Raw genomic sequence first — 13,122 nt, forward strand, 5'->3', positions numbered from 1 at the left:
TCAGACCCCCGGTTTGAACGCGCGCAGGCGCAGTGCGTTGCCAAGAACAAACACGCTCGACAGCGCCATGGCGCCAGCCGCGAGCGCCGGCGAGAGCAAAATACCCGCGCTAGGATAAAGAGCACCTGCCGCGACGGGGATCAGGGCTACGTTATATGCGAAAGCCCAGAACAGATTCTGCCGAATATTCGCGATTGTTGCTTTAGAAATCTCCACCGCGCGCGAAACGCCTGTAAGCTGGCCGGACATCAGCACCACATCGGCGGCTTCGATTGCAACGTCGGTTCCGGTGCCGACGGCGATGCCGACATCGGCTTCTGCGAGTGCCGGTGCATCGTTGATGCCGTCGCCGACGAAGGCGATGGCGCCATGCTGGCTGCGCAGCTGACGCAGCATCTCGACTTTCCCCGCTGGCAACACTTCAGCAATGACTTCATCGATCCCGAGTGTTTTTGCGATTGCCTCGGCGGTGCGCCTGTTGTCGCCGCTGATCATGGCGACCTTCACGCCGGCTCTATGCAGCGCATCAATCGCCGCTTGTGTCGTCTCCTTGATACGGTCTGCGACTGCGATGATGGCTGCCGCTTTGCCATCAATCGCCGCATAGAGCGGGCTCTTGCCCTCTTCGCCCAAGCGCTGGGCCTCGCGCATGAAGGAACTCACGTCGACGCCAAGCTTTTCCATATACCGGTCCGCGCCGACGTCGATGCGTTGCCCGTCGATCATGGCATGTACGCCGTAGCCGGTCAGGCTCTCGAAGCTGGAGATGGCCGGAACTCGCAGCCCCTCCGCCTCCGCCGCGTCAACGATAGCTCGGGCGATCGGATGCTCCGAGCGCTTTTCGACCGCGGCAACGAGGGCAAGTACGCTAGACCTGTCATCACCATCTGTGATTACGAGGTCAGTCAGACGCGGCTTTCCTTCAGTCAACGTGCCGGTCTTGTCGAAGGCGATTATCGTCGCATCCTTCAGGCGTTGCAAAGCTTCGCCCTTGCGAAAGAGGACGCCCATTTCCGCTGCCCGTCCGGTTCCGACCATGATCGAAGTTGGGGTGGCAAGGCCCATCGCGCAGGGACATGCGATGATCAGCACAGCGACCGCGTTGACGAGGGCAAGGGTGAGGGCAGGCTCAGGGCCGAAAACCAGCCAGATGACGAAGGTCAGCAAAGCCGCCGCCATGACCGCGGGCACGAACCACAAGGTCACCTTGTCAACGAGTCCCTGAATCGGAAGCTTCGATCCCTGAGCTTCTTCAACGAGACGGATAATCTGGGCGAGAACGGTGTCGCTGCCAACTGCCGTTGCGCGGAAGGTCAGTGCTCCGGTCTGGTTGACCGTTCCGCCGGTAACGGGGCTCCCTGGCTGCTTCTCGACAGGAACCGGCTCGCCGGAAATCATGGATTCATCGATGAAGCTTGCCCCTTCGACGACTTCCCCATCCACTGCGACCTGCTCGCCAGGGCGCAGGTCGAGGACATCGCCTGGCACCACATCGGCGACATCGATTTCAACCGGCTGGCCGTTTCTGACAACCCTCGCGGTCCTCGGGCGCAAGTTGATCAGACGGCGAATTGCCTGCGACGTGCGCCCCTTGGCACGTGCTTCGAGCAAGCGGCCGAGAAGGACAAGCGTAACGATGACCGCTGCCGCCTCATAATAGACGTTCACCGTGCCTGCCGGCAGGAGGGAGGGGAAGAAGGTCGCAACCAGCGAGTAGAGATATGCGGCAAGCGTTCCCACGGCCACCAATGAGTTCATGTCCGGTGCCAACCGTGCCAGCGCCGGAAGACCCTTGGCATAGAAGCGTCGGCCCGGCAGCAGCAGAACGATCGTTGTCAGCGCAAACTGCAAATACCAGCTTGCCTGCATGCCAATCGTTCGCATGACGAGATCATGGACGAACGCAAAGGTGTGTGAGCCCATTTCGATGATGAAGAGGGGGAGCGTAAGCGCAGCCGCGATTGCGAAGTCGCGCCTTAACGACGACGCCTCCGCGTCCTTTCGCTCTGCGCGGTGTTCCTCCTCGTCGCGGCTGCGATCGATGACCCGCGCGTCGAAACCCGCTTTCTCAACCGCCGCGATCAGCGCCTCCGGACCTGCAGCGCCTTGAACGAAGGCCCGCTCGGTAGCGAGATTGACAGCGGCCTTTTCCACGCCCGGCACTTTGAAAAGGGCGTTTTCGACACGGCCCACACATGACGCGCAAGTCATGCCCACGATCGCGAGCTCAACGGATCGCCTTTGGGGCACGTCAAAGCCGGCCTTTTGAACTGCATCAACCAACGCGGTGTAGTTTGCCGGAGCGGAGAAGCTGATGTCAGCGCGTTCCGTCGCCAGATTTACGCTGGCGTTTTCAACACCTGTGACAGCCCTCAACGACTTTTCGACGCGGCCGACACAGGATGCACATGTCATCCCCTCAATCGACAGGGACAGAGTTTTTCTTTCTGAAGGTGCAGTTGGAACAGGCGCGTTCATGGTGTCATCTCGCAATGCGCTGGCGTCCGTCCTTAGATAAGGGTTCCCACCATTGGAAGGTCAAGAAAGTTTTCGGTTGACCTTCCAATGGTGGAAAGGTGCATGCTCCAACGGATCTCAGAAGCTGGAGTTTATGATGCAATTCCAAATTGAAGACATGAGCTGTGAGGGCTGCGTCAAGGGCATCACCAGGGCTATCGCGCGTGTGGACCCTCAGGCTGAGGTGAGCGCCGACCTGTCCGCAAAGACTGTCGACATCATCTCCCAGATGCCGCGTGAGGCGTTCTTGCCGGCAATCGAGGATGCAGGGTTTACAGTCTCTGGTTGAGACATCCCATCGGACACCGAACAAAAAAGGCAGCACGTGGCTGCCTTTTTTTATCAATGTGACTGGTGGTCAGTTCTGCTTTGCGGGAAAGCGCGCGACGGAAATGAAGTTGACCGCCTTGCCGGTAAACCGGTTCGGATCTGCATCCGACGCACTCGGCTGGAAGCCGTGGGTATAGACGGTTTCCGGGGCAGACCAGACCACATTGTAAGCTTTACCGTTGGTGGTGCCGCCCGCGTTGTTAACGTCGAGATCGCGGCGGAAGGCCCAGCTCGTCACGTCCCTGTCGATCGGAACGGTCCTTGCTTTCGGCTCGGTCCTGGAACTTCCGGCCTGAGGGCGAGCAGCCTTCCCGCTGGTGCGAACACCTGAGTCAAGTTCACGACCAATAGGTGCGACGCGCGGTTTTTCGCTAAGGGCGGCGATCCGTTCGTCCTGCTGTGGAGCAGGGGGGATTTCGACCGCAGCCTGATTGATGCCAAGCGCTGCGGGGCGTGTTTCCGGCAGGGCCGCGAGAGCGAAGACATCGCCGCCGGAAGATACTGCGGCCACCTGCCTGGCGAGCGCGCTGTCATCTCCGTCAAGCGACGGGCGCATCGTCGGTATAGGCACATTGTTGATTACAACGCCCGCACGGGCGTCCGCAGCCGACAGGGCCAGCATCTCCGCGATCGCTTCCGAGCCGCCGGTCGGCGTCCGGTCTGCGGCAATCGCGGTGATCGGCAAGTCTTCAGCTGCAACCGCGACTTCTGCAGCAGGTGCATATTCAGGCCGACGCGTCGGGAGCGGCACCTGCGCAAGCACCGGTGCGGCATCAGCTTGCAAAGGCTCTTCGGGTGTAGCGCCAACGGCGATGCCCGGAATGATCGGCTGTGCTGGCTTCGCACCAACGTCAAGCAACGGCCTCGGAGCCGCACCTGGGACTGGCGGATTGCGTTCGGGCAAAGCGGCGATGATCGTTTCCGCCTGCGGAGCAGGTGTCGCGACCGGTGCGGGGGCAGTCTGACGAACTGGCGCGGCAGGAGCTGGCGTCGGGCGGGCTGGAGCAGCGGCTGGCCGCTCATCGTTGCGGTTGCCACCGAAGAGAGCTGTCAGCAGACCACCGCCTGAACCGCTCGAGGCGCGGGATGAACCGCTGTCGAGGCTGGCAAGCTGGGTGGTGCCGGATTTCTGACGAGCCTTATAAGCAGCCATGGCCTGCTGGTAGCCGGGCAGAGGCTTGCCATCGGATGGCAGGTGAATGGTTCGGCCGTCCGGGAAAAGAGCCATCAGCTCTTTGCGGCTCATCCGTGGCCACGAGCGGACGTTGCCCGTGTCCAGGTGAATGAAGGGCGCACCCGACTTCGGGTAATAGCCGACACCGCCGGTTTCAGCCTTGAAGCCGGCAGCGCGCAGCGTGGAGAGCTTCACGCCGGGGATATAGAAATCGATCGCCTTGCCCTTCATGTGCTGGCTGTTCTCGGCCACGCCGGACGAACGGCTGCGAAGGGACGAATTGGTCTTAGGGGAACGGTAAGCGGAGACGACGTGGATGTAATCGCGAGCGCCAACCGAGCGGTAGACCTCCCACATCAGATCCAGCAGCTTCGGATCCATATTCGCCGGCTCATTGCGACGCCAGTCGCGCAGAAACCGGTTGATCTGCTCGATACCCTTCTTGTCGTAGCGCCCATTGCGCTTGTAGGTGATCTCGGCCCTCTCCTTCGTATGGATGAAGTAGAGTTTCAAGCTGCGGGTTTCAGCGGCGGCGCTGGAGGCAGCACCAAGGGAAATCATCATGGCAAGCGCCAATCCGCCCAGCATCTTGAGCTGGAATTTCCCCTTGCTTGAACGCATCACGTCGGGTCGGTTCAGAATGGTCAAAACGCATCGCCTATCGGCTATTGACAGGTCCCCGGAAAATTCGCGGACTTAAAGACAAGTCCGACTATTATCCTTAATGGTTAATCACTGCTTAGTGTAGCATGATTGCGGAGAGACCGTGGCGATATCGTGGCAGCGCTCCACAGGTGAGTTTATGGTATACAAACGGTAAATGGTGCCTAAGTCCTTTTGAACGCTGCGTCGCGTGCAAGGCTAAGACGCCAAGCGTTCGCTGCGCTCCTCCTCGGGTGTAATGCCCATTTCTTTCAACTTCCGATAGAGCGTTGACCGGCCTATGCCGAGCCGCCGGGCGACTTCACTCATCTGTCCCTTGTAGTGATCGATCGCGCGCCGGATCACTTCATGCTCGATTTCTGCCAGCGTCCGCATGTTTCCGCGTGCGTCCAATACCTGCAGAAAACCGAATGGCGCATCGGACGTGTCGGGCTCGGCTGCTTCGCGTTGCTCTGCCGGCTGAACCACAGCCTCCTCTACACGCTGAAGCGATGTGTCCGCTGCCGCTGTCGCAGGTGAGGGGGGTGGAGCCGGGGCAGTATCAGCTGCCGTAATGTCGATCCCATCAACCTGTGCCCTGATCTGCGGAAACTCGTTTTCGGTGAGAAGGCTACCTTCGGCCAGCACGACCGCGCGGAAAATCGCGTTTTCCAACTGCCGGATGTTGCCGGGCCAGTCATAGGATTGCAGCATGGCGAGCGCAGTAGGTGAAATACCGTTCACGCGGCCGCGCGTTTCTGCTGGCCCCACTCGCGAAATGAAATGCTGGACCAGCCTCGGGATGTCCTCGCGGCGATCACGCAGAGGCGGAACATAGATTGGGAAGACATTCAGGCGATAGAAAAGGTCTTCGCGGAATTTCCCATCCTCGACACGCTGAAGGAGGTCCCGGTGCGTCGCCGAAATCAGGCGAATGTCGACCTTTACCGTCTGTCGTGCCCCGACGGGGTCAACCTCACCTTCCTGAACAGCACGCAGCAGCTTGACCTGGACGTCGAGCGGAAGGTCGCCGATTTCGTCAAGGAACAGCGTTCCACCATTGGCTTCAACGAATTTGCCGACGTGCTTTTCGGTCGCGCCGGTGAACGAACCCTTTTCGTGACCGAACAGAATGCTTTCGACCAGATTGTCCGGGATGGCGCCGCAATTGACGGTGACGAATGCCTTGGAACGGCGAGTGCTCTCCGCTTGAATTGCCCTCGCGATCACTTCCTTACCGGAACCGGATTCGCCTTCGATCAGGATCGGAATGCTGGATCCGGCGGCTTTGCGTGCAAGTGTAATCACACGCTGCATGGAGGGGCTGCCGGTAACGATATCCGCGAAGGTCAGGCTTCCCGCAGTGCCCTTCTTGGCCCGCTTTGCTTCCCCGCCGAAGCTCTCCACCTTCATCGCGTTGGCGACTGCGACCTGTAGCCGCTCAGGTGACGCTGGTTTGACGACGAAGTCGAACGCCCCCGCGCGCATGGCCGACACTGCCGTGTCGATGCTTCCTTTGGAGGTTTGCACAATGACGGGGATTTCGATCTCGCGCTCGCGCATGCGCTCAAGGACTTGCAGTCCATCCATTCCGGGCATGACGAGATCAAGGATGACGACGCCAATGTCGCTGCGCTCGAGTGCAGACAATCCGGCCTCGCCGCTATCTGCCGTAATGACAGCGTGCCCAGCCTTCGACACCGCAGCTTCAAGCAGGCGGCGCTGAACGGGATCGTCATCAACTATCAAAACAGAACGGGCCATGGCACTTTCGGAGAATATCGGTAGGCTGAAACAAACGAGTTGGCTCAACATGGCACAGACGTCTGAACACCGGCTCAAGAAACCCGGTGAACGGCCTCTTGCCGGATTGACTAAAATGCAAATCATGCGAGCGGATTGAATGCTGCATATCAACAAGCACCCACTGAACCGCGGCTTTGCTGCTCCCTCGACCTCTTCCGCAGCTGCGGCCGCGCCGGCGGAGCAGCTTCCGGAGTGGAACCTTGCGGACCTCTATTCGGGCATTGACGCGCCAGAGCTGGCGCGAGACTTCAAGCAGGGAGCCGAGGACGCGGCTGCCTTCGAGCACCGCTGGAAGGGAAAGCTTCTTGATGCGGCAAAAAATCCGACGTCGGGGGATCTCGGACAGGCGCTCCGCGATTTTGAGGCGCTGGAGGAATTGCTCGGCCGCATCGCTTCCTATGCCGGGCTTCTTTACACCGGAGATACTTCAGACCCGGTTCGGGCGAAGTTCTATGGGGATGTCCAGGAAAAGCTGACGGATGCGAGCGCCAAACTCCTTTTCTTCACGCTCGAACTTAATGAGATCGATGATGCACTGATCGACGCAGCCTTCGAGGCCGATCCCGGTTTCGCCTATTACCGTCCGTGGGTGGTCGACCTGCGCAAGGACAAGCCATACCAGCTGGAGAACCGCGTCGAGCAGCTTTTCCACGAAAAATCGATCACCGGCCGTGCCGCGTTTAATCGTCTGTTCGATGAGACGATGACCAGCCTTCGCTTCGAGGTCGGGGGAGAGAAGCTTGCGCTGGAGCTGACGCTCAATCGGCTGCAGGATCCCGATGGGGAGGTGCGGCGCGAGGCTGCGGAAGCTCTCGCGAAGACGTTCCAGGAGAACATCCGCCTGTTCACCCTGATCACCAACACCCTCGCCAAGGACAAGGAAATCTCCGACCGCTGGCGTGGCTTTGAGGACATTGCAGACTCCCGCCACCTGGCGAACCGGGTTGAGCGTGAAGTCGTCGACGCGCTGGCTGCAGCGGTCAAATCCGCGTATCCGAGGCTTTCGCATCGCTACTATGCCATGAAGGCCAAATGGCTCGGCATGGAGCAGATGAACCATTGGGATCGGAACGCGCCGCTTCCTGAAACGCCGAACGCAACCATCAGCTGGCCAGAGGCGCGAGAGACTGTCTTGTCCGCCTACGGCAAGTTCGATCCACGCATGTCAGAGATCGCTCAGCGCTTCTTTGATGAGAACTGGATTGACGCGCCGGTGCGACCGGGCAAGTCGCCGGGTGCCTTTGCGCACCCTACTGTGCCATCTGCGCACCCCTATGTGATGCTGAATTACCAGGGCAAGCCGCGCGATGTGATGACGCTTGCACATGAGCTTGGACACGGCGTCCATCAGGTTCTGGCTGCTTCCCAGGGCGCGCTCATGGCGTCGACTCCGCTGACACTGGCCGAGACGGCTTCAGTGTTCGGAGAGATGCTGACCTTCCGTTCGATGCTGGACCGCACAAGCGACAAGCGCGAGCGCAAGGCCATGCTGGCCCAGAAGGTGGAGGACATGATCAACACGGTCGTGCGCCAGATTGCCTTCTACGAGTTTGAGCGTCTCGTGCATTCCGAACGCCGCGAGGGCGAGCTGACCAGCGAACGGATTGGTGAATTGTGGCTCCAGGTCCAGGCTGAAAGTCTCGGGCCGGCGATTGCGCTGCGTGAGGGTTATGAGACCTTCTGGACCTATATCCCGCACTTCATCCACTCACCGTTCTACGTCTATGCCTACGCCTTCGGCGATTGTCTTGTGAACTCGTTGTTTGCTGTATACATGCAAGCTGACCAAGGCTTTCAGGACCGATATTTCGACATGCTGAAGGCTGGTGGCACCAAGCACCATTCCGAGCTGCTCGCTCCCTTCGGTCTTGATGCGTCGGACCCGGAATTCTGGGGCAGGGGCCTTTCCATGATCGAAGGTCTGATCGACGAATTAGAGGCAATGGATCAGCAGCCGGCGTAAAATTCGGACTGCGCCCATGAACTCACGACGATCAATCGCCTGCTTCCGGAACGATCTGGATGGTACGGAACTGCTGTTTGCCAAGCCACAGCAACTGATTGTCGCGTGGGAGCCGGAAGAGTTCTTTCCGGCTCTCGCAGCCATTGAGGAGGCGCGGCGCGCTGGAAAGTGGGCCGCAGGCTATCTTTCCTATGAGGCCGGCTATCTTCTTGATCCTGCGCTCGAAGCATCCATGCCAGCGAAGAGGAATGCGCCCCTTTTATGCTTCGGCATATTTGATGGCCCTGCCGACCCGGATGAGGTTGCGGCGCTGCAGCTAGGCGACCCCACCAACGCTTGGATCGCCAACCCCCGCGCGACGTGGTCGCGGGCAAAGTATCGTGAGCGTTTCTCGCAGCTTCATCGCCATCTGGCCCAGGGCGATTGCTATCAGGGAAATCTGACTTTTCCGGTGGAGGCAAGCTGGGAAGGCGATCCGCTCGCGCTGTTCGGTACAATTCGACAGAAGCAGCCGGTGCGCCACAGCGCGTTCATCGACCTTGAAGGACCGGTGGTTCTCTCGCGCTCACCGGAGCTGTTTTTTACGGTTTCGCGTGATCGCTGGATCGAGACCCTGCCGATGAAGGGCACGGCTCCGCGCGGCAAAACGCCCGAAGAGGATGAGGCGCTGCGGGAGTTTCTGCGCAACGACCCCAAGAACCAGGCCGAGAATCGGATGATCGTCGACCTGTTGCGAAACGACATCTCGCGGATCAGCGAAGTAGGCACGCTGGATGTGCCCGAGCTATTCCGGATTGAGAGCTATACGACCGTCCATACGATGGTAAGCCTCGTGAAGGCGCGGCTGCTCGAGGGTCTGGAATTTCGCGACATTCTGGCAGCGCTGTTCCCCTGCGGCTCAATTACCGGTGCGCCAAAAATCAGCGCGATGAAGATTTTGCGCGAGTTGGAGGATGAACCGCGCGACGTGTATTGCGGGTCAATCGGTTGGCTGGCGCCAGACGGACGCATGGAGTTCAATGTCGCGATCCGCACGATCTCGCTCTATCCCAATGGGCGCGCGGTTTACAATGTGGGAGGCGGCGTGGTGTTCGATTCCACGGCCGATGGAGAATATGAAGAATGTCTGCTGAAGGGGCGGTTCGCAACGGGGGAGAAGCCCGCTTCCATCTGATAGAGACGCTGCGCTTTGAACCTGAGACTGGTTTGATGCGCAGGGACCATCATTTCGCGCGGCTGTCTCGATCGGCGGCAGCACTGGGCTTCACATGCCCGCTCTCCGAGATCGAGGCCGCACTGCATGAGCGGCTTCGTGGCGTAACCGAGCCCAAGCGTGTCCGTGTCGGCCTTGAAGCGGATGGTAAATTCGATCTGCAGGTAAAGCCATTCGCTCCGCTTGCCGCCGGGACAATATGGCGCCTTCGCATAGCCAACACCCGGCTGAGTTCCACAGACGAGCTTCTGCGTTACAAAACCTCTCGCCGCGAGTTATATGAGGTGGCTCGCGCCGAGTTTACTCCTGAGGAAGCTGACGAAGTTCTCCTCCTCAACGAAAACGGGGAAATCTGCGAGGGGGGGATCTGCAACATCTTCGTTGAGATGGAAGGGGGAACCTTGGCGACTCCGCCCCTCAAATGCGGCTTGTTGAGGGGAGTTCTGCGCGAAACCTTGCTGCTGGACGGCAAAGCCGTCGAACAGATCATCTACCCGGATGATTTGAAAACCGGGGGCCGGATTTTCGTCGGGAACTCGTTGCGCGGTCTGATTGAAGCGCGGTTGGTGGGGTAGGCTGAACATGACGCTCGCATACACGCCGTATGATGGATCCGGACCGTTGTTCAAGATTGGCCTGAAGCCGATGGAGCTGCCGGGTTGGCTTGAAATCGATGAGCTGCTGATCCCGTATCTGGCCGAGAAGAACAGGCTGTTCGCAACTCTCCCCGAAAAAGTCTTTGCCGCTGAGGAAGGCACTGAAGACGCCCAGGCCGAAGTGCTCGAGCTCGCCGTTGAACATCTGCTCCGGCATTTTCCCGAGACGTACAAGCGGGTCGGGGACGCGATCGAGATCACGGATCACGATCGAAAGATCGAACTTCAAGGCGATGCACCGCTGAAGATCGCCTCGCTCTTGGTGCAGGAAGATCTCGTCATTATGCGTCGTGGAGATGATGGCTGGCGCTTGGCTGCAGCATCGCTTTGTTTCCCGTCATCATGGAGACTTGCCGAGAAATTTCGCAAGCCGATCGACAAAATCCATATGCCAGTGCCGGGGTTTGGCAGTGGCACACGCAACGCTTCGCTCATCGAGCGTATATTCGATAAGCTGGCCGTGGATCTGCCCATTGAGCGAATGAACTGGTCGTTGCAATTGAATTCCGATCTTTACCATCCGCTTTCGGACATGGAGCGCGATGCAAGAGCTTCAGACCGATCTTCACGCTTCGGAAACGAGGATCTGGCCGCTTCACTCTTTATCCGAGTAGAGCGTCAGACGCTGCGCCGATTGGCGAAAACCGGGGATATCTTGTTCACGATCCGGATTTATCTGGATCCGATGACGCGGCTGCGGGCTCACCCTGACCGGGGGCAAATTGCCTCTGCGTTTGCGGACCAGATGCTCGCGTTGGATGAGGATCAACTAGACTACAAGGGCTTCACGGCCGATCGCGACATGCTTGTCAGCAGCTTGAGGCAGATAGCTGCCTCTTGAACGCAACTTCTCGATGTAACCGTGCAACAATCTTCAGTGACGAACGTTATCAACCGGGGCGCTGGGTGTGCCGCCTTGCGTTCGGGCAAAAAACCGGCAAATGACGAAGTAGTCGTACCGACGAGAGGACTTTCGGGATGATTAATGCGGGACTAATTCGCGTCAGCGCGGCAGCGGCAATGGCGGTGGCGCTGGCGGCGTGCCAGAGCGCGGGGCCTCCACCAATGCGCGGGGGGCCGTCCGGTCCGTATGTCGCGCCAAGCTCGGGCTTCGAAGGCGAGTGGATCAGCACGGATGGAGTGGCGATCTCGCGCTTCATCAGTGGCCGTTTCGAGACGCTGGCGACGGATACTGGAAACAAGCTCGCTGAGGGCAGCTATAGTCAGGTCGATCCGAGCACTGTTTCCATTTCAGTGACGTCGCTCATTCGGCAGACAACTACTCAGGTCAACTGCCTGATGGCGACGCAGACGATGCTTAACTGCACCGGTTCTAACGGATCGCAGTTCTCGCTGATCCGTCGCTCCACGGGTATTTCCTGAGTCATAAGGCGGTTTCCCTTGCCTCCGCTGCGAAGGTCCTGCGATAGTCGGGGCCTGAAACCGCGCCGGAGGTTTGGGAAGTGCCATGACAGCCAGTTCCTACGATGCCGAGCGCCGGCCTCCCGAAGAGCGGGAAGCAGAACTCTTTGCACGTCTGCCGGAACTTATCTCATCAGCGCTCGCCAAGGCTCCGGGCCTTGTCCGCATGCTGGGTAATGTTGATCCCGCAAGTCTGACATCCCGCGAAGCGTTAGCCGCCCTCCCGGTTCTTCAGAAATCGGAACTGATGGAGCTGCAGGCCAGCGAGCCGCCATTCGCGGGTTTCGTTCACCCTGCGGAGTTGAGAGGCCGGCGAATTTTCATGTCACCTGGGCCGATTTGGGAGCCAGAGGGGCAGGGGCCCGACCCGGCTCAAGCAGCACGTGCCTTTCGAGCGGCGGGTGCGCGTCCAGGTGATATCGTCCATAACGCTTTTTCTTATCACATGACCCCTGGCGCCTTCATGATGGACGGCGGTGCCAGAGCGCTGGGTTGTTCTGTTTTTCCGGCAGGCACGGGAAATGTCGACACGCAAATTGAGGCTGCGCAGGCGCTGCGGCCTAGAATCTATGCAGGAACGCCCGATTTCCTGAAAATCATTCTCGATCGAGCTGCCGAGCTTCATAGCCCTCTTACTTCGTTCGAGATCGGGCTGGTTAGTGGCGGAGCGTTGTTTCTTTCACTGCGAGAAGAGTATTTCTCGCGGGGTATCCGGGTTTACCAATGCTACGCGACCGCCGAGTTCGGCGTGATTGCATATGAAAGCGCAGCTGAAGATGGCTCGCCCCATCCTGGGATGATTGTGAACGAGAACCTGATCGTCGAGATCGTTCGCCCCGGCACCGGGGATCCCGTGGCCGAGGGGGAAGTGGGTGAGTTGGTTGTGACCAGCCTTGACCCGATCTATCCGCTGCTGCGCGTTTCTACCGGCGATCTGTCTGCGGTTTTGCCCGGATCGTCGCCTTGCGGGCGCACGGGGATGCGCATACGGGGGTGGATGGGACGCGCCGACCAACGCACGAAGGTCAAGGGCATGTTCGTCGATCCGAAACAGGTCGCGCTCGTTCTTGCTCGCCATCCGCAATTGCAGCGGGCCCGTCTGGTCGTTTCCCGTGATGGAGCGCGTGACGTAATGACGTTGCAGGCCGAAGCAGAGAACGGGCACGCTCTCGACGTCGAAGCGATTACCGCAACCTTGCGCGATGTCACGAAACTGGGTGCGACCGTACAAATTGTTGCCAAAGGCTCCCTTCCAAACGACGGGAAGGTGATTGCAGATGAGCGCGATTATTCAGCCTGAGCCGCGCGGCAACGTCTCCCCGTTGTCGTAAACGCAGCAGGTTCAGCACGTTCAAAGTTGCGTTACAGTTTGGAATGGCTCTAAGGTGCGTCAAGCCGC

At 59.4% G+C, this 13,122-nt stretch carries 10 protein-coding genes; 7 read left to right on the forward strand and 3 right to left on the reverse strand.

Annotation, left to right across the window (positions count from 1 at the left end):
- On the reverse strand, positions 1-2,478 hold the full coding sequence (locus IOD40_RS03340) for a heavy metal translocating P-type ATPase (RefSeq protein WP_198474343.1): 2,478 nt from the start codon (positions 2,476-2,478) through the stop codon (positions 1-3).
- A gap of 136 nt (positions 2,479-2,614) precedes the next feature.
- On the opposite strand from IOD40_RS03340, the gene IOD40_RS03345 reads away from it, so the two are divergent.
- Positions 2,615-2,806 carry a heavy-metal-associated domain-containing protein gene (locus IOD40_RS03345; protein ID WP_233713827.1) on the forward strand — a complete coding sequence of 64 codons (192 nt, stop codon included), beginning with the start codon at positions 2,615-2,617 and terminating at the stop codon, positions 2,804-2,806.
- A 69-nt stretch (positions 2,807-2,875) separates the two neighbouring features.
- On the opposite strand, the gene IOD40_RS03350 is transcribed toward IOD40_RS03345, so the two are convergent.
- Both IOD40_RS03350 and IOD40_RS03355 read right to left on the reverse strand, forming a co-directional pair.
- Positions 2,876-4,642, reverse strand: a complete 1,767-nt coding sequence (locus tag IOD40_RS03350) for a DUF882 domain-containing protein (protein ID WP_233713828.1) — start codon at positions 4,640-4,642, stop codon at positions 2,876-2,878.
- A gap of 240 nt (positions 4,643-4,882) precedes the next feature.
- Complete coding sequence (locus tag IOD40_RS03355) at positions 4,883-6,427, reverse strand: sigma-54-dependent transcriptional regulator (protein WP_198474347.1); 1,545 nt, start codon at positions 6,425-6,427, stop codon at positions 4,883-4,885.
- A gap of 139 nt (positions 6,428-6,566) precedes the next feature.
- Here IOD40_RS03355 and IOD40_RS03360 point away from each other — a divergent pair, with 139 nt between their 5' ends.
- The 6 genes from IOD40_RS03360 (at position 6,567) to IOD40_RS03385 (ending at position 13,023) form a co-directional block, all read left to right on the forward strand.
- Positions 6,567-8,432 (forward strand): M3 family oligoendopeptidase, encoded by a 1,866-nt coding sequence (locus IOD40_RS03360; RefSeq protein WP_198474349.1) that lies wholly within the window; start codon positions 6,567-6,569, stop codon positions 8,430-8,432.
- A gap of 16 nt (positions 8,433-8,448) precedes the next feature.
- Positions 8,449-9,606 carry an aminodeoxychorismate synthase component I gene (locus IOD40_RS03365; RefSeq protein ID WP_198474351.1) on the forward strand — a complete coding sequence of 386 codons (1,158 nt, stop codon included), beginning with the start codon at positions 8,449-8,451 and terminating at the stop codon, positions 9,604-9,606.
- A complete protein-coding gene (locus tag IOD40_RS03370) occupies positions 9,555-10,220 on the forward strand; it encodes an aminotransferase class IV family protein (protein ID WP_198474353.1) in 666 nt (221 codons plus the stop codon). Before IOD40_RS03365 ends, IOD40_RS03370 begins: the two co-directional genes overlap by 52 nt.
- A 7-nt stretch (positions 10,221-10,227) precedes the next feature.
- Entirely contained in the window at positions 10,228-11,142 is a 915-nt protein-coding gene (locus IOD40_RS03375) for a heme-dependent oxidative N-demethylase family protein (protein ID WP_198474355.1), read from the forward strand.
- Positions 11,143-11,279: 137 nt separating this feature from the next.
- Positions 11,280-11,684 carry a hypothetical protein gene (locus IOD40_RS03380; RefSeq protein ID WP_198474357.1) on the forward strand — a complete coding sequence of 135 codons (405 nt, stop codon included), beginning with the start codon at positions 11,280-11,282 and terminating at the stop codon, positions 11,682-11,684.
- Positions 11,685-11,769: 85 nt separating this feature from the next.
- Positions 11,770-13,023 carry a phenylacetate--CoA ligase family protein gene (locus IOD40_RS03385; protein ID WP_198474359.1) on the forward strand — a complete coding sequence of 418 codons (1,254 nt, stop codon included), beginning with the start codon at positions 11,770-11,772 and terminating at the stop codon, positions 13,021-13,023.
- Positions 13,024-13,122: the final 99 nt, after the last annotated feature.

This window comes from Aquamicrobium zhengzhouense, from assembly GCF_016124105.1.
Taxonomy (GTDB): domain Bacteria; phylum Pseudomonadota; class Alphaproteobacteria; order Rhizobiales; family Rhizobiaceae; genus Aerobium; species Aerobium zhengzhouense.

Coding starts and splice junctions, on each gene's coding strand:
- IOD40_RS03340 (WP_198474343.1), bottom strand. CDS start 2,478: ATGAACGCGCCTGTTCCAACTGCACCTTCAGAAAGAAAAACTCTGTCC.
- IOD40_RS03345 (WP_233713827.1), top strand. CDS start 2,615: ATGCAATTCCAAATTGAAGACATGAGCTGTGAGGGCTGCGTCAAGGGC.
- IOD40_RS03350 (WP_233713828.1), bottom strand. CDS start 4,642: ATGCGTTCAAGCAAGGGGAAATTCCAGCTCAAGATGCTGGGCGGATTG.
- IOD40_RS03355 (WP_198474347.1), bottom strand. CDS start 6,427: ATGGCCCGTTCTGTTTTGATAGTTGATGACGATCCCGTTCAGCGCCGC.
- IOD40_RS03360 (WP_198474349.1), top strand. CDS start 6,567: ATGCTGCATATCAACAAGCACCCACTGAACCGCGGCTTTGCTGCTCCC.
- IOD40_RS03365 (WP_198474351.1), top strand. CDS start 8,449: ATGAACTCACGACGATCAATCGCCTGCTTCCGGAACGATCTGGATGGT.
- IOD40_RS03370 (WP_198474353.1), top strand. CDS start 9,555: ATGTCTGCTGAAGGGGCGGTTCGCAACGGGGGAGAAGCCCGCTTCCAT.
- IOD40_RS03375 (WP_198474355.1), top strand. CDS start 10,228: ATGACGCTCGCATACACGCCGTATGATGGATCCGGACCGTTGTTCAAG.
- IOD40_RS03380 (WP_198474357.1), top strand. CDS start 11,280: ATGATTAATGCGGGACTAATTCGCGTCAGCGCGGCAGCGGCAATGGCG.
- IOD40_RS03385 (WP_198474359.1), top strand. CDS start 11,770: ATGACAGCCAGTTCCTACGATGCCGAGCGCCGGCCTCCCGAAGAGCGG.